This window comes from Sulfobacillus harzensis (genome assembly GCF_012933365.1).
GTDB lineage: Bacteria > Bacillota > Sulfobacillia > Sulfobacillales > Sulfobacillaceae > Sulfobacillus_B > Sulfobacillus_B harzensis.
This window is the reverse complement of sequence record NZ_JABBVZ010000010.1, coordinates 13,873-33,519: the sequence shown is the minus strand read 5'-3', so window position 1 is coordinate 33,519 and position 19,647 is coordinate 13,873. Positions and strand designations below refer to the sequence as shown.

General features: G+C 57.6%; 22 protein-coding genes. 2 read left to right on the top strand and 20 right to left on the bottom strand.

The features are described from left to right. Positions 1–220: 220 nt before the first annotated feature. From HIJ39_RS04600 to HIJ39_RS04555, 10 genes are all read right to left on the bottom strand, one after another. Positions 221–727: a DivIVA domain-containing protein gene (locus HIJ39_RS04600; protein WP_169097184.1), complete on the bottom strand. Its 507-nt coding sequence runs from the start codon at positions 725–727 to the stop codon at positions 221–223. A gap of 14 nt (positions 728–741) precedes the next feature. Next, positions 742–1,053 carry a YggT family protein gene (locus tag HIJ39_RS04595; protein WP_338055074.1) on the bottom strand — a complete coding sequence of 104 codons (312 nt, stop codon included), beginning with the start codon at positions 1,051–1,053 and terminating at the stop codon, positions 742–744. Continuing rightward, entirely contained in the window at positions 1,050–1,493 is a 444-nt protein-coding gene (locus tag HIJ39_RS04590) for a cell division protein SepF (protein WP_169097182.1), read from the bottom strand. The genes HIJ39_RS04595 and HIJ39_RS04590 overlap by 4 nt, the downstream gene beginning before the upstream one ends. A gap of 37 nt (positions 1,494–1,530) precedes the next feature. After that, positions 1,531–2,217, bottom strand: a complete 687-nt coding sequence (locus tag HIJ39_RS04585) for a YggS family pyridoxal phosphate-dependent enzyme (protein ID WP_169097180.1) — start codon at positions 2,215–2,217, stop codon at positions 1,531–1,533. Next, on the bottom strand, positions 2,202–2,993 hold the full coding sequence (gene pgeF, locus HIJ39_RS04580) for a peptidoglycan editing factor PgeF (protein WP_243239345.1): 792 nt from the start codon (positions 2,991–2,993) through the stop codon (positions 2,202–2,204). Before pgeF ends, HIJ39_RS04585 begins: the two co-directional genes overlap by 16 nt. 123 nt (positions 2,994–3,116) lie before the next feature. Further along, complete coding sequence (locus HIJ39_RS04575) at positions 3,117–4,445, bottom strand: MFS transporter (RefSeq protein WP_169097178.1); 1,329 nt, start codon at positions 4,443–4,445, stop codon at positions 3,117–3,119. A 124-nt stretch (positions 4,446–4,569) separates the two neighbouring features. Beyond that, entirely contained in the window at positions 4,570–4,833 is a 264-nt protein-coding gene (locus tag HIJ39_RS04570; protein ID WP_169097176.1) for a YlmC/YmxH family sporulation protein, read from the bottom strand. Positions 4,834–4,881: 48 nt separating this feature from the next. Beyond that, positions 4,882–5,583 (bottom strand): stage II sporulation protein R, encoded by a 702-nt coding sequence (gene spoIIR / locus HIJ39_RS04565; protein WP_169097174.1) that lies wholly within the window; start codon positions 5,581–5,583, stop codon positions 4,882–4,884. Continuing rightward, positions 5,583–6,356, bottom strand: a complete 774-nt coding sequence (gene sigG / locus HIJ39_RS04560; RefSeq protein ID WP_169097172.1) for an RNA polymerase sporulation sigma factor SigG — start codon at positions 6,354–6,356, stop codon at positions 5,583–5,585. Before sigG ends, spoIIR begins: the two co-directional genes overlap by 1 nt. A gap of 213 nt (positions 6,357–6,569) precedes the next feature. Further along, a complete protein-coding gene (locus tag HIJ39_RS04555) occupies positions 6,570–7,832 on the bottom strand; it encodes an NRAMP family divalent metal transporter (RefSeq protein WP_169097170.1) in 1,263 nt (420 codons plus the stop codon). A gap of 406 nt (positions 7,833–8,238) precedes the next feature. Here HIJ39_RS04555 and HIJ39_RS04550 point away from each other — a divergent pair, with 406 nt between their 5' ends. Together HIJ39_RS04550 and HIJ39_RS04545 are read left to right on the top strand one after the other, a co-directional pair. Further along, complete coding sequence (locus tag HIJ39_RS04550) at positions 8,239–9,192, top strand: multicopper oxidase domain-containing protein (protein ID WP_169097169.1); 954 nt, start codon at positions 8,239–8,241, stop codon at positions 9,190–9,192. A 13-nt stretch (positions 9,193–9,205) separates the two neighbouring features. Next, positions 9,206–9,754: a sulfocyanin-like copper-binding protein gene (locus HIJ39_RS04545; protein WP_169097167.1), complete on the top strand. Its 549-nt coding sequence runs from the start codon at positions 9,206–9,208 to the stop codon at positions 9,752–9,754. A gap of 95 nt (positions 9,755–9,849) precedes the next feature. On the opposite strand, the gene sigE is transcribed toward HIJ39_RS04545, so the two are convergent. The 10 genes from sigE to ftsW all read right to left on the bottom strand — a co-directional run bounded on the left by sigE (position 9,850) and on the right by ftsW (position 19,636). Then, complete coding sequence (sigE, locus tag HIJ39_RS04540; protein ID WP_169097165.1) at positions 9,850–10,596, bottom strand: RNA polymerase sporulation sigma factor SigE; 747 nt, start codon at positions 10,594–10,596, stop codon at positions 9,850–9,852. Continuing rightward, positions 10,593–11,474, bottom strand: a complete 882-nt coding sequence (locus tag HIJ39_RS04535; protein WP_169097163.1) for a sigma-E processing peptidase SpoIIGA — start codon at positions 11,472–11,474, stop codon at positions 10,593–10,595. The genes sigE and HIJ39_RS04535 overlap by 4 nt, the downstream gene beginning before the upstream one ends. 198 nt (positions 11,475–11,672) lie before the next feature. Next, a complete protein-coding gene (gene ftsZ, locus HIJ39_RS04530) occupies positions 11,673–12,737 on the bottom strand; it encodes a cell division protein FtsZ (RefSeq protein WP_169097161.1) in 1,065 nt (354 codons plus the stop codon). Positions 12,738–12,767: 30 nt separating this feature from the next. Beyond that, positions 12,768–13,964, bottom strand: coding sequence for a cell division protein FtsA (gene ftsA / locus HIJ39_RS04525; RefSeq protein WP_169097159.1), 1,197 nt, complete (start codon positions 13,962–13,964; stop codon positions 12,768–12,770). Between the two features lie 68 nt (positions 13,965–14,032). Then, positions 14,033–14,401: a small basic family protein gene (locus HIJ39_RS04520; protein ID WP_169097157.1), complete on the bottom strand. Its 369-nt coding sequence runs from the start codon at positions 14,399–14,401 to the stop codon at positions 14,033–14,035. Between the two features lie 23 nt (positions 14,402–14,424). Next, positions 14,425–15,123: a DUF881 domain-containing protein gene (locus tag HIJ39_RS04515; RefSeq protein ID WP_169097155.1), complete on the bottom strand. Its 699-nt coding sequence runs from the start codon at positions 15,121–15,123 to the stop codon at positions 14,425–14,427. 38 nt (positions 15,124–15,161) lie between these two features. Further along, the gene (murA, locus tag HIJ39_RS04510) at positions 15,162–16,415 is read right to left on the bottom strand and encodes a UDP-N-acetylglucosamine 1-carboxyvinyltransferase (protein WP_169097153.1); all 1,254 of its coding nucleotides are present in this window, start codon (positions 16,413–16,415) and stop codon (positions 15,162–15,164) included. Next, positions 16,367–17,347: a UDP-N-acetylmuramate dehydrogenase gene (gene murB, locus HIJ39_RS04505; RefSeq protein WP_243239344.1), complete on the bottom strand. Its 981-nt coding sequence runs from the start codon at positions 17,345–17,347 to the stop codon at positions 16,367–16,369. The genes murA and murB overlap by 49 nt, the downstream gene beginning before the upstream one ends. Next, on the bottom strand, positions 17,344–18,468 hold the full coding sequence (gene murG / locus HIJ39_RS04500; RefSeq protein ID WP_243239343.1) for an undecaprenyldiphospho-muramoylpentapeptide beta-N-acetylglucosaminyltransferase: 1,125 nt from the start codon (positions 18,466–18,468) through the stop codon (positions 17,344–17,346). Before murG ends, murB begins: the two co-directional genes overlap by 4 nt. 70 nt (positions 18,469–18,538) lie before the next feature. Continuing rightward, the gene (gene ftsW, locus HIJ39_RS04495; RefSeq protein WP_169097150.1) at positions 18,539–19,636 is read right to left on the bottom strand and encodes a putative lipid II flippase FtsW; all 1,098 of its coding nucleotides are present in this window, start codon (positions 19,634–19,636) and stop codon (positions 18,539–18,541) included. Positions 19,637–19,647 lie beyond the last annotated feature (11 nt).

The following is a 19,647-nucleotide window of genomic DNA, read 5'->3' as shown; positions in this document are numbered from 1 at the left end:
GGCGCGTTGGCGTGGTACCACCCTAGTTCTGCAGCATCTGCAGCACTCGAAAGACGCGCTAACGGGCGTACCCGGCTTCGCTACTATCGTTCACGTCGCTCTCCTGGGTGATAGTGCTGGCAGACAGGAGGTTGACTTGCACCAACCGTCAACTCTCTAGGCTCCTCTTCCACCGACCGTCCCAGTCATCGATTTCTTCCACTTTATTATAGCCAAAATGTCAAGGTGTAACGTGCTCGCGGGCCGTTTCCAGCGTCTGGCTGTCGCGGACGGCGGGCAAGGTTAAATCCGCCTGGTTTAGAAGCGCAATTTGGGACTCCAGGAGACTCTTGACGCGGGCCCGAAATTGCTCCGTTTCGCGTCGCAGCTGCTCCAGCTTCTCATGTTGACGCCCCACTTCAGACTCCGCCTTTTGCATCAGCTCCCGGGCTCGGGCTTCAGCTTCCCTGACCACCAATTCCGCTTCCTTGCGGGCCGCTTGCTTCATTTCGTCCGCCGTGGACTGCGCCACCACCAGGGTATTCTGCAAGGTGCGCTCCAACTGCCGATATTGTTCCAGCTTTTCTCCCATACCCGAGGTGTTGTGCCGGAGCTCCTCGTTTTCCCGAATGAGGGCGTCGTAGTCCTTCATGACCTCATCCAGAAATTCATCCACTTCATCCTGGTTGTACCCGCGGATGCTGGTTTTAAACTCCTTGTTTTGAATATCTAATACCGTTAATGGCATGGCCAAACCCCCTTTTAAACTCGCGCCAAATACAACAATAGTTTGTACAGAAGGGTTCCCGCGATATCCACGAGAAAAAACGCGATTAAAGGCGACAGGTCCATCATACCCATAAGCGGGATTCTCCGCCGGATGGGGGCCAAGACCGGCTCCGTCACCCGCACGGAAAATCCCGCCACACGGCTCCACAACCCGTCAGTGCGGGGTGGAAAGAACGAGGCCACAATGCGAACCATCAGCACCACATAGAAGATCCGCGTCAACAGCAAAACTGTTTCTGCTAGATGCACAGCGATGATGCTGACCCATTGGCCCCACGTGGTCACTTAGAAAGGCCACCTCGCCATGATGCCTGATCGTCTTGGTCTTCGCTGGCTACTTCTACATTACTAGGCGTAATCAAGAAAATATTGTCCCCCACTTTGCGCAGACCACCGTCTAACGCATAGGCTACACCGGAAAGAAAGTTCAAGAGCCGCTGGCCAGCCCGCTCTTCGGCCAAATCCAGATTGACAATGACCGGACGGCGGCCCTTCACCTGATCGGCGATAGCCTGTCCTTCCTCTAAGGTCCGGGGGTGCATGACAACCACCCTCATGTTCCGTGACGTGGGTAAGCTCACCACGCCGCTCCGCTTGCGCTTCGGCACCTCGTCCTCCCAATCTGAGACCGACTGCGAGGGCTCATCCACCTCGGTCTCGAACTCGTCCTCCTCGACCTCTTCCAACCCCACAAAGTTAAGAAATTTTCCCATCATGCCAGCCATTTTCGTATCCTCCCCCGGATGCAGATACCCTCATTCCTCATAGACGCGGACCAAACAGAAACGTGCCCAGCCGAATAATGGTGGAACCCGCCTCCACGGCCCATTCCCAGTCCCCAGTCATTCCCATTGACAACTCAGTCATCGGGGCCCAGGGAAATCCTTCACTCCGACACATTCGCCACAAATCTACCATTTCCTGCATATGACGCCGAATTCTTCGGCTTTCTTCGACAGAATTCTCTTGTCGTGCCGGCAACACGGTCATCAGACCCGTTACCTGAAGTTTCGGCCAACGCTCGAATGACGCTAAGAAAGGGAGCGTCTCCTCTGGCATCAGCCCCGACTTGCTTGTCTCCCGCCCGACGTTCACCTCAATCATCACCCTTACCAGGCCACTGGCACGGTGATTCAGCATCTCCGCAAGCCGATCGCTGTCCACACTGTCGAAGGAGTCAAAGAGATTGATTCCATATTTTACCTTGTTTGTCTGGACATGTCCAATCATATGAAGAGCGACAGACGGCTTCTCATCGCCCCATTTTTGTACCGCTTCCTGAATACGGTTTTCCCCAAGAATGTCGACCCCGGCGGCCACAGCCGCCAGCGCCTCCTCGCGCGTACGATATTTCGTGACTGCCATCAGCGACACCCGCCGATCCGGAGCCAGTTCCCGGAGTTTCTCCTTAATCTCGGCCACGCGCTCGGCAATCAGGGTTTTAGACATATGTATCCTCCCATGCGTCCCGTCAACCGGCCTTGCACGCGGTATGAAAAGAACAAATCCGATCGGCATCCGGTGCAAAAGGGCGCCTCGGCAATATGCTCAGGACGCACCCCAGCCTGTTCCAGCAATCGGCGGTTCAACGCCCTCACATCCAGCCGCGAATGGCTTGCGTCCACCGGCTCGAGCACCGCATCATCCGCCACCCGACGCACCTCGCGGACTACCGGCTCATCCACTTCGTAACAGCAGGGACCAATGGCGGGGCCCAAGCCAATCAGGAGATCTTCGGGGGGAATGCCGCGCTGAGCCAGCATCTCGACACCCACCCGCTGAATCCCCTTCACGGTGCCGCGCCAGCCCGCATGCCACAGTCCCACCACGCGAGCGTTCACATCGGCAACGAAAATGGGCGTGCAATCGGCGAATCCTAGCCCCAGCAACACCTCGGGATCCTCGGTCAAGAAGCCATCGGTGTCGGGAATGGGATGGGCGCCGCGGGCGCCGCGTCCCGCGTGCAGGCGGGTAACCCACTCAATGTGGTTTCCATGCACCTGCGCCGGCATCACCAGCTGGTCGAGCTCGCGACCTCCCCAGGCCGCCATCCGACGGCGATTTTCCGTGACGGCAGCCTTCAGATCCCCCACCCCGAAAGACAGATTCAACGTGTCAAAGGGAGGGAGGCTCACCCCGCCCCGCCGGGTGGAAAACCACGCTTGCACCCGAGGATGAACATCAAAGACCACCCGATTGCCTTCCAGCCGAAACTCCACCATCATCCCTCCGCTTCATACCGCTATCTTATCAATCCTCATCGTCCATTGTCCTTGAATCCAAACTCCATTTTTTCCAGAGCATGAAAAAAGCCCCGGAGGGTCTCTCCGAGGCTTGGATCCGCTGTCTTAGGCTTCCCCCGACGCTTCCTGAATGCTGAGCCCGCGACCTGTTTCGCGGCCCCAGATGTACCATGCCGCTGCGGCCAGAAGCCCGACGAACCAAATGACGGCGTTGAACAGGATGTACGCGCCAGGCTTCGTGGGAGCGAAATACAAGGCAGGAATGTAGAGGCCGATGGAGACAAAACGGGCCACTGCCGTGAGGGTGCCGCGCTGCAAGGTCGGCCATACCTCAGCTTTCACCGTGTCTTCGGTGAGGTAGCAAAGGGAGTTGACCCCGGCCAAAACGACGAGGAAAATCCAAAAGATCGCCATATTGTGCTGCCAGGTTTTGGTCGTAAGTCCCACAATGGCGGTCATGACGAAGGTCCCGAGGAAACTCCAGAAGAGAAACTTCTTGCGTGAGACGCGGTCGGCGATGAGTCCGATGAAACCAATGGCGAAGCCCGCTCCCTCAAACACGGCCAGGATGACCGGCTGCAAGTTGGGGAAGAAATCATAGGCCAGAGAATAGGCCATGAGCCCAAAGCCAATGGTGTTGGCGGCAGCAATAAGGATCATGATAATCATGGTAAACCACACGTAGCCGGCAGAGGGTTTCTTTTCCACCCGGGGCTGACTCGATCCGACGGTGTCCTGAATCACCGCCGCGGCCGACACTTCTGGTCCAAAATAGGCTTGAACGGTCTTCTCCAACTCGGCCGTGCGTCCACGCTTCTGCAGCCAGAGAAAGGATTCCGGCATGCTAGCGCGGGTCGCGAACAAAATGGCGACCACCACCAGCACGGCGACCGCCACAACCGTACGCTGGGCGCCGATGGCGGCGCTCCCTTTCAATGCCGCAGTGGCAAGCGCAAGAATTGCCAGCACTAAACCGCCAAAATTGATGCCATTGATAATCATCATGGTCGCCTTGCCCCGATGCTTTCGCGGCATGAGCTCGTGGCTGGCCACCATGATGGAGTTCATTTCGCCGCCTCCGGCCATCAGCATGAGTGCCAGGGAGATAAGAATCAAAATGTAGGAGTTGCTGAAGAAGAGTACGGCGCCCCCAATGGCGTAAAGTCCCAACGTTACATAGAGGGTAACCTTGCGCCCGTACTTGTCGGAAAAGGGTCCCGCTAAAATGATGCCAATGATTAGCCAGATGGGTGCCCAGGCCAATAGCAGATGTCCCAGCGATTTCGGCATGTTGCTTACCCAGAGGGTCGCAATTGACGGTAAGGAAAAGACGTATGACTCCAAGGCGAGACCAAGGACGAAGGAAATAAACATCCAGGTGGTCCGTCCGGTCCAGCGGGCCTCGCCCAATTGTTCGATGTTGACTGTTGCCAAGTCTAGCCCCCCTTGCGTGAATGTTGAGGCACGGCCTCATCATACACGGGAAGCTGGTATAAAAGCTACAGGTTAGCCGAAAATTGCGACGTCGATGGGAAAAATGGCGCCCCGGGGGGCGCCGCTAGGATTGGGTGGGCGTTTGTTCGTAGCTTCCGGTAATCTCGACCAAAATAACATCCTGGCCAATTTTTTGGATCTGGCGCCAATCGATAACCGTATCGCGATCCCGACCAAAGAGTCCCAGAAACCGGCTGGCCCCGGGCACTACCAGCGACTTGATACGGCCATGTTCCAGATCAAGCTCCAGATCGCCGATCAGCCCGAGTCGACGGCCATCCACCACATTGATGACATCCTTCATCCGAAGCTCGGAGGTTTTCACCATTCGGCATCCCCCCACCTGATATGTATGTGGGGTCCGCCACCCATACAACTATCGCGCTAAAATGGCCAAGAGGGAGATTAAAAAGTGGGGCGTTTGCCACTTGACCTGAATGGCCCCCGGCGTCCTCGATGGGTGATGGGAATGGGAAACGCTGGTTGTCGGCGCGGGTGACGGGCTGGCCGTGGCCGGAGCCACGCCGGGGGTCGGCGCCGTCGCCTCCGTGGATGCCGGGGCGGCACTGCTTTGCGGAACGGCCAATGCGTTTCCCATGTCGATGAAGCACAGTGACGGGAACAATACGCACCACCAGTTGTGCCCGGCCCCATGCCCCAAAACAATCAGGAGCGCTTGATAACGGCCGGCAGGCAGCACCCAACTGCCGTAGGCTTTGGTCGGAAATTCCGTCTTAGTCCACTCCACCCGCGCTCGATAAGCCACGTGATGGCTCTTTAGCACCTGATTGGCAATACGGCTCAATGCCGGCTCCATGGCTTTGATGCGGGCGGCCGCAAGTTGCCGGCTTTTCACTCCGTTCAAGACAGGATCCATCTTCTCCAGCACGGCATCGCGCACGTCCAGCTTCAAGGCCTGATCCACGGGGTTGTCCGAATTGGCGATAACCCGAAAACGAATCACGTGCGGGGTGGTTATGTCGGGCTTGGGCGACTGGGTGTTCTGGGCCGCCGGCGCCATCCCCCAAATCACCGCCATGCCCAAGAAGGCCACCAACCAGTATTTCAGCATCATCATTACATATGCTTCCTCATGTGGTGTAGCGCGGCCTTTTCGAGCCGGGACACCTGGGCCTGGCTAATACCAATCTCGTCGGCCACTTCCATCTGCGTCTTTCCGTCGAAAAAGCGCATCGTCAAAATCATCTTTTCCCGGTCCGACAGCCGCCGCATAGCCTCGCGAATGGCGATCCCTTCAAGCCAGGTCTTGTCCTGATTCTTCTCGTCCGAAATCTGATCCATAACAAAGATGGGATCCCCGCTGTCGTGGTAGATGGGCTCAAACAGAGACATCGGCTCTTGTATGGCATCCAGCGCATAAAGCACCTCTTCACGAGGCACCGCCAACTCCTCGGCTATCTCGCTAATGGTCGGCTCCTTGGAGAATCGATGGACAAGATGATCGCGAACCTGCAGTGCTTTATAGGCGATATCCCGCAACGAACGGCTGACGCGAATGGGATTGTTGTCACGCAAATAACGGCGAATTTCTCCGATAATCATTGGCACGGCGTACGTGGAGAACTTGACGTTCTGCCCCAGATCAAAATTGTCAATCGCTTTCATGAGACCAATACAGCCCACTTGAAACAAATCGTCGGAGTGTTCGCCGCGGTTTTGGAACCGCTGAATCACACTCAACACCAAGCGTAAATTGCCGTTGATGAGCTCATCCCTGGCGCTCTGATCCCCCGCCTGCATGGCCCGAAACAACTCCCGCATCTTGGTGTTGGTCAAGACCGGCAACTTGGCGGTGTTGACGCCCGGAATCTCGACTTTGTTCATCGGCATAGCGTTGCTGTTTACCTCCCGGATTGCCCTTCGGTAAAAACGGTCCCAATGAAAGTATCACCAGATTAGGATCTCTCTATACGAAACGTGGTTTAGGGGAATACAAGAGTCCTGCCAACGCATTGTCACCAATCACTTTGACGGGCCCTATATGGAAATAACGGCAAGTAAGAAGCTTTGACGCTCGCACCTTTGGGGGGCACCCAATACGCGTTACAAGAGGAGCCTGAATCCCATATAAAGACCAAAGGCCATAATGAATGAAGACATCACCCAGACCAGCCACTTATGGAAGCGCTTCATGCGCCAGTCAACGGGAATCGCTTTGGCTTCCAGCAGCAAAAGGAACCCTAGCACGATGGGCAGCAGCATGGCGTTCATCACTTCGGTGTCCACGTCGATGCGAATCAAATTGATTCCGCTGAGAACAAGTACGGCGCCGCCCACATGAGCCATGGTGTAGATGCCGTAAAACCATTTGGCGTCGCGAACGGAGTGATTAAGACTGTGGTTGAAGCCCCAGACTTCGCCCACACCCCAGGCGGCCGCCAACGAAACCACTAAGGCCGCAATGAAAGAGGCTCCTAATACGCCCATGCCAAATGCGATTTTCGCGCCAAACGTGCCGAGAGCGGGGATTAAACCGGATGCAATCTGCTGCACGGTATTGAGCGGATGCCCGGGATTCGTGCGCCCAATGGTTGCTGCGACCATCACGACGACCGCAATCATGACTACCTGCGTGACCACGGCGCCGATAGCGGTATCCCATCGTGCTGCCCGCGATCGAGCGACCGTGAGGCCTTTGTCGAGCACGGCGGATTGCTGGTAGAAAATCATCCAGGGCATGATAACGGCGCCAATATTGGCGGCCAACAGGAGCAGATAATTCGCGTTGTGCACGGGAATGGTTGTTAAGCCCTGCCATATCTGCGAAGCCTGCGGGTGGGCCATAATCGCAGCGGGGATCACCATCAGTTCCAGCAAGCCCACCGCAATGCCGATACGCTCAATCTTCCGATAGCTGCCTGTCGTCCCAAGCGCAATTAAAAGCACGGTCGCAATGGACACACTGATACGCGGACTCACGCCGAATAAGAGGCCGACACCCGCCACGCCGGTAAACTCGGTGACCAGGGCGCCCATCCCCGATAAGAATAGGGTGCTAACCGACAAAATGGCCCAGCGCTTTCCGAAGCGTTCGCGGATGAGTTCGCCATGGCCCTTCCCTGTCACGAGTCCCAATCGGATTGTAATTTCTTGCACGAGGTACACCATGGGTATCAGGATAAGCTGCGGGAGAACCATGGCATAACGCCACTCCGCTCCGGATTGAGCCGCCGTCACCATGCTACCCACATCCGTATCGGCGAGCATCACCATTAATCCCGGTCCAAATGCCGCTAGCAGCGGCCATAGCCGAGACCATCGAGTCTCCGATGAATTCGTGCGCTTCACGCGTTGCGGTAAAATCATGGGCAGCCTCGCAAGTTATCCTATGCTAATATTCGTTAGCTTAGGATAACCCCGTCAACAGCGCAAGAGCCCGAATGTTGCCAGCGCTGTAAGGACCCGGATGAATGGGCGTCCCGAAAGAGTTACGCGAGTCTCAGGTAGCCCCTTTCCCTTCGCTCGAAACGAACGCTTTGGGCGTTAACGACGCCAGCGTTTCGAAAGATGGCACGCAGCCAGTGATGATGGCCGCGGTATTGTCCCGGTGTGGGTCTGCGTCCCGGCGGTCACCTGGCTATGAGATTTTTGAATTCAACGGCGTAAGTGTGATAGGGGTCACAGTGAAAAACTGGCGGGCCGCCACACTAGCAGGGGAAACGACTTGTCCGATAGAGACCGTTGACAGAACAGCATTGGAAAGGGGCTTTCCATGACAGCCAAGACCAAGTCTATTCGACGTCGTTTGATCGGGTTAGCTGTAGCTGCCCTGGCTGCGCTGCTAGGGGCTTGCGGGAGCCATCCCAACCCCCCAGCGAGCGCTCCCAAAACCACCGCTGAGAAGCCTTTAAACCAGCCCCCGCGGCCCATGACCTTGGTGCGGCATGGCAGGAAGGTCACGATTACTATGTACGCGGAGGAAACCAAGGTTCAAATCGCGCCGGGCGTGACCTTTCCGGCATGGACCTTCGATGGCACTGTCCCCGGGCCTGTCATCTACCTTAAGCAGGGAGATGATGTCAGCCTCACCTTGCACAATCTCGACCCCCGCATGCCACATTCGATTGACTTGCACGCTGCGCTGGTGGCGCCCAACCAGAATTTCACGCCGGTGCTCCCAGGGCAAAGTAAAACCATTCACTTTGTCGCCAGCGTTCCCGGGGTTTTCATGTACCACTGTGAGTCCTCACCGATGCCACTTCATATAGCACAGGGCATGTACGGGATGGCAATCGTGACGCCCCCCGGACAAAAGCCGCCCTTATATACCCTGGTGCAAAGCGAATTCTACAAGCCTAACAATTTAAATGCCGTCTTGACGGCACAACCGCGGTATGTGGTCTTCAATGGGTCTGCCGATCGGTACGTCCAGAATCCGCTTCCAGCGCCCCTGGACAAGCCGTTTACGATCGCCGTGGTCAATGCCGGGCCCAATGAAATATCCGCCTTTCACGTCGTCGGCAGTATTTTGCGCGACGTCCAGGATACCGGGAATCCGCAAAACCACCTCTATGACGTGCAGACCATTACCATCCCGCCGGGTGGCGGAGCTTTGATTCATCTGGAATTCACACAGCCAGGCAGTTATTCGTTTGTCTCGCACGCGATGAATCAGTTTGACCGCGGCGCGGCGGGTATATTTGACGTAAAGCGGCAAGCCCAATAGGAGGAGTCTTGTCATGAAGCGCTTTATTGTGCCAGCTTGGACCGCCTCCCTGGCACTCACCGGAATGTTGGCAGCATGCGGCGCGGCTCCATCTCATGTCGCAGTCAGTCCACCCTTCAATCCGGCCCAGTGGGTCACGCAAAACAGCGCGCAAAAGCGTGTGACCTTTCACCTCTACGCCGGGGAAGGCAATCGGATGACGTTTAACGGATACGGCAATGGCCAAATGGTGCTGACCGTGCCAACGGGCTGGAAGGTATCGGTAAGGTTCGAGAATGTCGACAACGCACAGGCCCACTCCGCCATGATCGTGCCGCTCAAATTCCACACCAATACGGAAATACCGGCGAGCGCCCTAGCTTTCTCTCATGCCTCGACACCGAACCCCACGATGGGATCGACCTACGGCGTGCAGCAATCCTTTCACTTTGCGGCGAACAAATCCGGTACTTTTGCCTTGGTGTGTGGCATCCCCGGTCACGCCGCCATGGGTATGTGGGATACCTTGGTGATTTCTCCAACCGCCGCCCACGCATCGGTAAAGATTTACACCCATCCGTAAGAACGGGCTGCCCCGTCAGCCCTGTTTCTCGGAAGACTCGCCCGAACTGCGAAAGGGAGGCTGCCCTCTTTAGGGACAGCCTCCCAAGCGCGCCGTTATTCCATGCGTCGGAACTCTTTTCTGAGCCGTTTGATAATCCGCTTTTCCAACCGCGAGATGTATGATTGGCTAATGCCGAGCGAATCAGCCACCTCTTTTTGCGTGCGTTCCAGCCCATCCATGAGGCCAAAGCGCAATTCCATGATGCGCCGCTCCCGCGGCGACAATTTTGCCAGGGCCCGTTTGAGGAGTACCCGGTCCACCTCTTCTTCCAAGGGCCGCGAGATTAAATCGGTCTCAGTCCCCATCACATCTGACAGCAATAACTCGTTGCCATCCCAATCGACATTCAGAGGCTCGTCAAAGGAAACTTCCGAGCGGGTACGGGAATTGCGGCGCAAATACATCAGTATCTCGTTCTCGATGCACTTTGAGGCGTAGGTGGCCAGCTTGATCTTCTTCTCCACATTGAAGGTATTGACCGCTTTGATGAGTCCAATGGTCCCAATGGAGACCAAGTCTTCGATGCCCACGCCGGTATTTTCGAATTTGCGGGCGATGTAGACCACCAGCCTGAGATTGCGCTCAATAAGCGTCGCACGGGCTGTCATCTGTCCTGCGGATAAGTCCATTAAGAGGAGAGCTTCCTCATCACCGGTTAAAGGTGGCGGCAGAGCTTCGCTGGAACCCACGTAGTGGACATCGGTCAGATCCACGACGCCGAACAGCTCCTTCAGCGACTGTCCGAGACGATGCCACCAGTTGCTCTCCTGATCCCATACCCAATTCGCCGTCTCGATCATGCTCCCACCCTTTCATTCGGATAGTGGATCAAACTCTTAGGCGTTGCTAGGGCATGATAACTATGGTCGCGGGTGATGCGCCCGGGCGCAAAAGCCACCATCTGCGGAACCATGGCATGCCAGCGATCGTTATACTGGCCGCGGGCCCGGTCCACTGGCACCGCGGGCAGCACCCCTTGCCCATTGATGGTGTGAAATGGCACCCCTGAAGCCCGATCCTGCCACAGCTCGGGGGGCCGCACATCCGTCTCTTGGCGATGCACAGCCAGAATCCAGGGCAGAAGGTCTCCGGGGATCCAGTCAAGCGCAGCAGCCATCTCGACAATAACTACCGGCCGGCGCGTCTTCGCATCAGTCAATTCGTTGCCCGAGTCCCAGAGAACCGGCAGCCGCAGCACCCGCTTTTGCAGCTCCAATTCGATCTCCCCGTAGGCTTCACGCCCTACCAGCTGCCGCACACGGCGTGTCGGCATCCAAAGGCCCAGCACGATGAGCGCTGCGGGGGCCAACAGGGCCCAGTCCACCCAACCGGGGAATCCCGGCGAATACAACCGAAGCCACGACAAGCCAGCGTTCATCAAGCCCCCTGCCAAAAGAGACATGGCGTAAAACAGCACCAAGCCCTTTAGCCAAAATCGGCGCGCCAGTCCCTTAAAGGCCACTGCCATCATGACCAGAGGCCACACAAGTCCTAATTCCCACGGAACGGCATAAAGGTTTTGCCTCAGCAATACCCATAGGGTGGGTAGAAGACCAACGCTAGCGGCTAGGGTGATGCGAAGGGTGGTGGTGCGATGGCCTAAAAGCTTCGCCGTTAACCATACGAGCACCCAGTCCATTTCCAGACTGAATAAGAGGGTACTAATGCCGTTGACCACCAGAGCTCCCTCCTCCACGCTTGACCAGACCCAAGGGGTCAGAATATGCATATGGGAGTCCACACCGTGGTATGTCTCCCGACACCGCCTATTGTAGGAAGGGAGGGCAAAGAAGTCTGTCAATCAGCGGAGGGCGCTCATTCAAATTGCCGACAAAAAACCCGCTTCCCGAAAGGAAGCGGGTTTTTCCTGCGAATGCTAGGAGCGCCGGCGAAGAAACGCGGGAATGTCCAAATCGTCATTGGAGAAAGGCTTAATCTCCACTTCCTGCTGGGGTTGTGCCGTCTCCGCGTCGGCTCGGCGGGACCGTTCCCCAGTAAATCCTGTGGCAATGACGGTCACCCGCACCTCGTCGCGCAAGCTCTCGTCAATGACAGCACCGAAAATGATGTTGGCTTCCGGATCGGCCGCCTGAATGACAATTTCCGCCGCTTCGTTGACCTCAAACAGCGCCAAGTCCCCACCGCCGGTAATGTTGAGCAGCACTCCGCGGGCACCGTCGATGCTGGTCTCCAGCAACGGGCTGGAGATGGCCGCTTTGGCGGCTGCGGCGGCCCGGTTTTCGCCTTGGCTCACGCCCACGCCCATGAGGGCTGAACCCATTTCCGACATGATGGTCTTCACGTCGGCAAAGTCCAAATTGATGAGGCCCGGAACTGCAATGAGGTCGGAAATGCCCTGAACGCCCTGTCGGAGTACGTCGTCAGCGATACGGAAAGCCTCTACAATTGAGGTCTTCTTCTCCACCACCTGAAGCAACCGGTCGTTGGGAATGGTGATGAGCGTATCCACCTTCGACTTCAGGTTGTTGGCGCCTTTTTCCGCAAAGGTCTGACGACGGCGCCCTTCAAAAGTGAAGGGTTTGGTCACCACGCCAACCGCCAAGGCTCCGACTTCCTTGGCCACTTCTGCCACCACCGGCGCAGCCCCGGTCCCCGTTCCGCCGCCCATACCAGCGGTAATGAAGACCATATCGGCACCCTTTAATGCATCCGCAATCTGTTCGCGGCTCTCTTCAGCGGCCTTTTGGCCGATCTCCGGATTGGCGCCGGCGCCCAATCCCTTGGTGAGCTTGCCACCGACTTGCAGACGCGTGGGCGCCATGGACAACGCCAACGCCTGGGCATCAGTGTTGACAGCAATAAACTCCACGCCCTTCAGGCCGGCCTGAATCATGCGGTTGACGGCATTGGTGCCGCCACCGCCCACGCCCACCACCTTAATTACCGCAAAGTTTTCTGCCGCCTGGTCAAAATCTAACATCCTGTTTCCTCCCTCATTGGGGTCGTTCAACTAGTTCCATAACGTCATCCAAAACTGCAAGAGGCGCTGAATCCACGACTCGCTCTGGGGTCGAAACCCAAGAGATTTGGCGGCGCGGGCCACGCCGACCGCCACCGAGTAGCCGGGACTGCGCGACAAATCGGAGAGGCCGCCGAGTCCAATCGGCACGCCCAGACGCACGGGCCATCCCCAACGGTTTTCGAGGTAGGACGGCAGTCCCTTCAAGAGCGACCCGCCACCCGTCATCACCACACCCGCTGCGGGGCCTTTGGGCCACTCAATGCGGCTCAAGTGCTGCTCGACCATTGAGGCCCATTCGTCGACGCGCGCCTCAACTATCTCCTCAAGTTCCTTCACGGCGATTAGCTTCACCGACTGGCCGCTCACAGCGCGCACCTCTAGGGTCCCATCCCGTTCGGCACCCACTGCAGCATATTCCAACTTCAAGCGCTCTGCCTGAGTCGATACCACCCCCAACCCCACGCTAAGGTCCGAGGTAATCGACTCGCCTCCCAGCGGCACGACGCCCAGATATTGAATGTGCCCGCCACGGTGCACGGTGACGCCTGTAGTCCCGCCGCCTACGTCGAGGTGAACCACGCCAATCTGCTTTTCGTCGTCGGCCAAGACACCATCAGCCGAAGCACGGGGAGCTGGAACCCACAGAATCGGATGCAGTCCGGCCATCGTGACCACCCGCTTGAGATTTTTGAGGACAGTGGCCACTCCCGTCACCACCAACACCTCAGCATCCAACTGATGAGCCACCATGCCGACCGGGTCCACCACACCGCGAAAGCCGTCCACGGCCAATCCCCGGCGAATCACTTGCACCGTTTCGCGATCGGTATCGTGAGCAACTTGAGCCGCCTTGTGGGTGGCGTGCTCAACATCCTCTTCCCGAACCGTCCCGGTTTTGAGGCCGATGCGGGCTTGTCCTTCCAAAACAGCCAAGTGATCGCCATTCACCGCCACGGCCGCTTCCTTCAAATCGGTGCCTGCCATGCTGTTGGCACGGTTGACGGCGTCGCGAATAGCCAGCGCCACCCGTTCCACCTCATAGACAAGCCCTCGGCGCATGCCGGCCACTGGTGTGGCGGCAATCCCCAATACCGTCAATTCCCCGTCAGAACGTGCCTCGCCCACTAGCGCCGAGACTTTCGTGGTTCCCACGTCCACTGCCAAGATTAATGGGCGTTTGGCCAATTCGACACCTCCAGCGGGAGAAAATCGCTCTCGGATGAACTTCTCCCTGAATCGCATTTTTCCTGCATTTAAACCGACTCATGATGCAATTTTACCCGCGATTTCTGCCAACGGTCGATGAGCGCATGACGAATGGCCCCGAGGTTTTGGAAAATGCGGAACCCGAACGCAAACAACGCCGCGTCAAATAAGGGAACCCCCATTTTGTTGCCGAGGTAGGTCAAAAGTGCCGCCAGCACGGCATTGGACACCAACCCGCTAACAAAAGTCAGGGGAATAAACTTGCCTTCCAGGCTGGCCCGAATGCCCCCAAAGGCCGAGTCCATGGCAGCCAATAGGGCTATCGACAAGTAGTTGGCGAACGATACCGGCAGGACATTGGGGAAGGACAAGCCGATGAGAATCCCCATTGCCAGACCGACAACGACAATCCACAAGGAGGAATTTCCCCTTTCTGGTTCTACTCCCCTATCTTAACAGGTTTAGCCAGGGAAAACTGCACAGGGCCGCGATAGGGGGCAATTTCCAGATGAGATTCAGGGTGGTACTTAATGGATACCAGCTGAGCCCATCCCTGAATGTCGGGATCGCTGTTCAAGGCCTTCAACATTGCCGCTCGCGGGCCTACAGCCTCAATACGGTAAGGGGAGGCATAAGGGATCCCATTAATGCGAATGGTGGGGCCGGCGCAAAAGATCGAGGTGATGGCGGTAAAACGCTGCCCATCAATGCTGATGGCGCGGGCACCCGCCGCCGACATCAAAGCGATTACCCGCAAAACATACTGATCGTGGACCAGGCGCAGCATGTTCGGCTCGCCGGGAAAGGCGGCGTGGGTCGCGTCGTGCATGAGTACCGTGACGCCGGCGCCCGAAACCGGTGTAAGCGCCGCCAGAGGGCCGGTACTCGACAGCCGCGCTTCAATCGGCCCCAAGGACGGAGCCGGCGGCTCCGCCTTAAGACGCTCCGCCAATCGGCTGATGCGATGCTCTTGCACCACATTGAACTGGTCCGCCTTGGTGACTAAGTACTCGAGCGTCTTCCCCTGTTGGATGGCGGCCGTCCGATTAAGCGCACTCACAGTCCGGATTTGTTGGGTTATGAGAAAGCCGGCGACGGCGGCTATGGCGGCCAAAAGAGCTACCAAACGCTGAGCCATGGGACCAAGCCTCCCGTGATATTGCCCTCAGTATACCGTTACCGAGGCTGGATGTCCGCTCCCACGACGCGCAGCCGACCGTCCAAATCCTCGTAGCCGCGCTCAATCACCTCACGGTCGTGAATAACGGTCTCGCCTTGGGCAAATAATCCGGCAATGACCAGCGCTGCTCCCGCTCTGAGATCCAACGCCCGCACCTCGCCGCCGAACAAGGGCTTTCCGCCATAGATTAGCGCCACCCGCTGATCCGCCACGATTTGTGCACCCATGCGGCGCAATTCCCGCGCATGGCCGAGCCGATTTTCAAATACCCGCTCGGAAATAATGTGCACCCCGGGCACTCTCAGCAAAAAGGCCATGAACTGGGCCTGCATATCGGTGGCAAAGCCCGGATACGGCCCGGTGTGGAGCGAGATCGGCGTGGCCCGATACTTTTCGGGCGCCGTCACCTCCAGTACATCGCCCTCCTTCTCGACCACCTCTACCCCGACATCGCGCAACCGCCCGACAAGCCCCGGGAGATGCTCAGCGATGCAGTTTTGCAAGACAACGTGCCCGCCGGTGGCGGCAGCCGCCAGCGCGAATGTGGCTGCCTCGATGCGGTCGGGAATGATGGTATGCGTGACGCCCTCGAGCTCTGGTTTTCCGACAATGCGAATGTCCGACGTCCCCGCACCGCGGACTGTCGCCCCCATCTTTTCCAGAAACTGCGCCAAATCCACAATCTCCGGCTCCATTGCAGCATTGCGAATGCGAGTCTCGCCCGGCGTTCGAGCCGCGGCCATCATCAGATTCTCCGTGGCCCCCACGGACGGATAGATGAGATGGATGCTGGCGGGCTTCAGCTGGCCGTCCAACCGGGTGCCCATGTCGCTCTCCTCAACCTCGGCGCCCATTTGGCTAAAGCCGTAAATGTGGATATCGATCGGCCGATCGCCGATAGAACAGCCGCCCGGCTGCACGGCCACGGCATGCCCCAAACGTGCCAGCAAAGGTCCAATCACGAAGATGGAGGCGCGCATTTTCTGCATGAGTTCCTGCGGAATGACATATTGATTAATACCACGCGGATCAATCACAAGAGTGCGGCCCTGCCAGGCCACTTCGGCGCCCAAAGCGGTCAAAACTTGGATCATGACATCGACATCGCGCAGCCGCGGCACTCCCTCCAACGTGACCGGACTCGAGGCGAGCACCGACGCGGCCATTATCGGTAAAGCAGCGTTCTTGGCCCCGTGAATCCTCACGGTTCCGTCAAGCCGCCGCCCTCCGCGTACCACAAATTCTCCCATGTTGCCTCGGCTCCTCCCTCTCCCGGTCCAATCCAACGAACCTCTGGCTTCAAAACGATTCCTGTCTCCCGATAGACGGTCCGACGGATGCGCCGCATGAGCTCCAGCACATCGCGCGCGGTCGCGGAACCGGCATTGACAATAAAGTTGGCGTGCAAATCGGAAACCATTGCGTCGCCTTCGCGCCACCCCTTGGCGCCAATCTGTTCAATCAGCCGACCTGCGTAATGCGGCAGCGGATTTTTGAAAATGCTGCCCGCATTGGGTTCCCCCACCGGTTGGCTCTTTTTCCGATACTCCATGTTGTGCCGCATTTTCTCCCGAGTTTCCGCGGGGTCTCCCGGTTTGAGCCGCAAGACGGCCTCCAAGGCAATCCAAGGATTCTTCATGAAGCGGCTCTGGCGATATTGGAACTGAGCCTCGGCGGCGTCAATGCGGTGCACGCCCTTGACGGCATCCCAAACCAACACGCTCTCCACCACTTCCACCATTTCACCACCATGAGCGCCGGCGTTCATCACCAAAGCGCCACCCAAGGTTCCAGGGATGCTGATGGCGAACTCCAACCCTGTCAGACCAGCCTTCTCTGCCAATCGACAGAGTTTGGTCAACAGCACTCCCGAGCCGGCCGTAATCACCGGCGGCTCCACCCGAAAGTCTCGAAGTCCTCGGACGGTCGAAATAACCACCGCTTCGACACCGCGGTCCGACACCAAAATGTTGGTGCCTTGCCCTATGATGAAGTAGGGCAAGCCTTGGTCGCGGACCCAATCGAGGACCTTGACCACGCCGTCCAGATGGTCCGGATCCACAAAGACGCTGGCCGGTCCGCCGATGCGAAACGACGTATGGCGGCTGAGCGGTTCCTGTTCCCGGACCGTTCCTACCCCCATGCTACGTAAAGCCTCGGCAACGCGTGCCACGTCCATCATAATCTCCCCTTGGACGCCCGGGACGCTTCCACCACGGTACGGACAATCCGATCCACCGCGTCAGCATCAAATAGGGCGCGCATATTCTCGGCCATCCGGCCGGTGCGCTCCGTATCTCGCAAGAGTTCCAGCACTCGAGCGCCGTCGCGCGCCAAGTCGGTCTCGCGAATCAACATCCCCGCGCCCCGCGTCTCGATCACCTGGGCGTTTTTCGTTTGATGATCCTCGCTCACGTTGGGTGAGGGGATGAGTACGGCCGGCACCCCGAAGGCTTCACAATCGGTGATGGTTCCCATGCCGGCCCGGCCCACAAACAGATCCGCCGCCTGATACACGGTTTGAATCTGGTAAAAGTATTCGAAAACCTGCACGCGACTTTCGTCCAGACCGTCCGGGAACCGCTCTTGAATGGCCGCCTTCACTTGTCGGTAGTATCGTTTGCCGGTCGCCCAAATCATACCCAGATCCGAGGCAGCGTGAACGTCACCGAGCAAGTCTAGCATCAGCTCGTTGATGGCCCGCGCGCCTTGACTCCCGCCGGTTGCCATCAGAAGACGGACCTCGGGTTTTAGACCCAGACGCTTGCGCCCGTCTTTCTTGGACAGCCGCTCGCCCGCAACAGAGACCGGATTGCCAGCAATGATGACCCGCGCCGAGGGTGGAAAATATTGACGCGCTTCTTCAAACGGCACGAACACCGCCGCCGCCCGCTTGGCCAAATTGCGATTGGTTAAGCCTGGGAAGGCATTTTGCTCCTGAATAATCAAGGGCACGTGCAAAAGGTTTGCTGCCAGTCCGACCGGCCCCGAAGCATAACCGCCTGTGCCAATCACCACATCGGGCTTAAAGCGCTTTAATATCCTCCACGCGTCATGGACGCCGCGAACCAAGGCCACCACACCCCGAACTTTTCCGCCTAAACCGCGGCCCATGAGTCCCTGGGCGTGAATCGCGCGAAACGGAATGTTCTCGCGTGGAACCAAATCGCGTTCCAGTCCGTGGTTGGTCCCTAGATATAAGAGCTCCGCTTCGGGCTCCACTTGAAGCAATCCTCGGGATATCGCCAGCGCCGGGTAAATGTGTCCCCCGCTGCCGCCCCCGCTGAGCACTGCGCGCATCATCTGACACCCTTAAACGTTCTGTTGTCGCCCCGCGCATTTGAGAGGCGCAATCCCTACCATATGCTCCACGCTAGGAGGTGTGCCTTGAAATGTTCAACAGCACTCCGACCCCCGCCAAACTGAGGACCAAGGACGATCCCCCGTAACTGATAAAAGGCAAGGTGATCCCGGTCACCGGCAAAGTGGCCGTCACCACTCCCATGTTGATGGCCGCCTGAATGGCGATCATGGTGGTGAAGCCTGTCGCCAACAGACTGGCAAACGCATCCGGCGCCCGCATCGCGATGCGGTAACCGCGCCACGCCACCAGCATAAACAAAATAACCACCGTGAGCGTTCCAACCAGCCCCAGTTCTTCTCCCAAGACGGCAAAGATAAAGTCCGTAAACGACTCGGGGAGAAATCCCAGGGCTTGTCGAGTATATCCTAAACCTAGCCCCAACACGCCGCCCGAACCCAGTGCCAACAGCGCCTGGATGGTGTGAAACCCTTCACCCAAGGGATGCTTCCAAGGGTCGGTAAACGCCACAATCCGCTGCAGCCGATAGGGCTCAAATGCAATGACCGCCCCCAACACCGGAAGCCCCGATCCAAGCAAAAAGCCCATGTGACGTTTTCTGGCGCCGGCTACGAACAGCATGACGAAAAATGTTCCCGCAATCGCCAAGGTCGTTCCCAGGTCCGGTTCCAAAATCACCAATGCGAACACCACGACCGCAATCGCCAGATGCGGGACGATGCCCCGCCAAAAATCGGATAATTGATCTTGATGCAAGCTAAAAAGCCGCGCAAAGAGAAAGATCATACCGATTTTGGCCAGTTCCGAAGGTTGCAATTGCAGCGGCCCTGCTCCCAGCCAGCGACGCGATCCATTAATGGAAATGCCCACGTGCGGGACAAGTACCAGCCCCAATAATACCACGGCTATGATAAATAACGGCAAAGCCCATTTTTGGTAACGCCAATAATCATAACGGGAGGCAATGGCCATCACGATTAATCCCAAAATAGCCCACATGATTTGGCGTTCCAAGTAGTAGTATGGGTTCCCCACGGTGTGATAGGCGATGGAGGCGCTGGCCGAGAACACCACTACGGTGCCGATGGCTAACAGCCCCAGCACGGAAAACAGCAACAAATAATCAAAATGCCCGGTTTGCTTTTCCATCGGCTGCCTCC

Coding starts and splice junctions, on each gene's coding strand:
- HIJ39_RS04600 (WP_169097184.1), bottom strand. CDS start 727: ATGCCATTAACGGTATTAGATATTCAAAACAAGGAGTTTAAAACCAGC.
- HIJ39_RS04590 (WP_169097182.1), bottom strand. CDS start 1,493: ATGGCTGGCATGATGGGAAAATTTCTTAACTTTGTGGGGTTGGAAGAG.
- HIJ39_RS04585 (WP_169097180.1), bottom strand. CDS start 2,217: ATGTCTAAAACCCTGATTGCCGAGCGCGTGGCCGAGATTAAGGAGAAA.
- pgeF (WP_243239345.1), bottom strand. CDS start 2,993: ATGATGGTGGAGTTTCGGCTGGAAGGCAATCGGGTGGTCTTTGATGTT.
- HIJ39_RS04570 (WP_169097176.1), bottom strand. CDS start 4,833: ATGGTGAAAACCTCCGAGCTTCGGATGAAGGATGTCATCAATGTGGTG.
- spoIIR (WP_169097174.1), bottom strand. CDS start 5,583: ATGATGATGCTGAAATACTGGTTGGTGGCCTTCTTGGGCATGGCGGTG.
- sigG (WP_169097172.1), bottom strand. CDS start 6,356: ATGCCGATGAACAAAGTCGAGATTCCGGGCGTCAACACCGCCAAGTTG.
- HIJ39_RS04555 (WP_169097170.1), bottom strand. CDS start 7,832: ATGATTTTACCGCAACGCGTGAAGCGCACGAATTCATCGGAGACTCGA.
- HIJ39_RS04550 (WP_169097169.1), top strand. CDS start 8,239: ATGACAGCCAAGACCAAGTCTATTCGACGTCGTTTGATCGGGTTAGCT.
- HIJ39_RS04545 (WP_169097167.1), top strand. CDS start 9,206: ATGAAGCGCTTTATTGTGCCAGCTTGGACCGCCTCCCTGGCACTCACC.
- sigE (WP_169097165.1), bottom strand. CDS start 10,596: ATGATCGAGACGGCGAATTGGGTATGGGATCAGGAGAGCAACTGGTGG.
- ftsZ (WP_169097161.1), bottom strand. CDS start 12,737: ATGTTAGATTTTGACCAGGCGGCAGAAAACTTTGCGGTAATTAAGGTG.
- HIJ39_RS04515 (WP_169097155.1), bottom strand. CDS start 15,123: ATGGCTCAGCGTTTGGTAGCTCTTTTGGCCGCCATAGCCGCCGTCGCC.
- murA (WP_169097153.1), bottom strand. CDS start 16,415: ATGGGAGAATTTGTGGTACGCGGAGGGCGGCGGCTTGACGGAACCGTG.
- murB (WP_243239344.1), bottom strand. CDS start 17,347: ATGATGGACGTGGCACGCGTTGCCGAGGCTTTACGTAGCATGGGGGTA.
- murG (WP_243239343.1), bottom strand. CDS start 18,468: ATGATGCGCGCAGTGCTCAGCGGGGGCGGCAGCGGGGGACACATTTAC.
- ftsW (WP_169097150.1), bottom strand. CDS start 19,636: ATGGAAAAGCAAACCGGGCATTTTGATTATTTGTTGCTGTTTTCCGTG.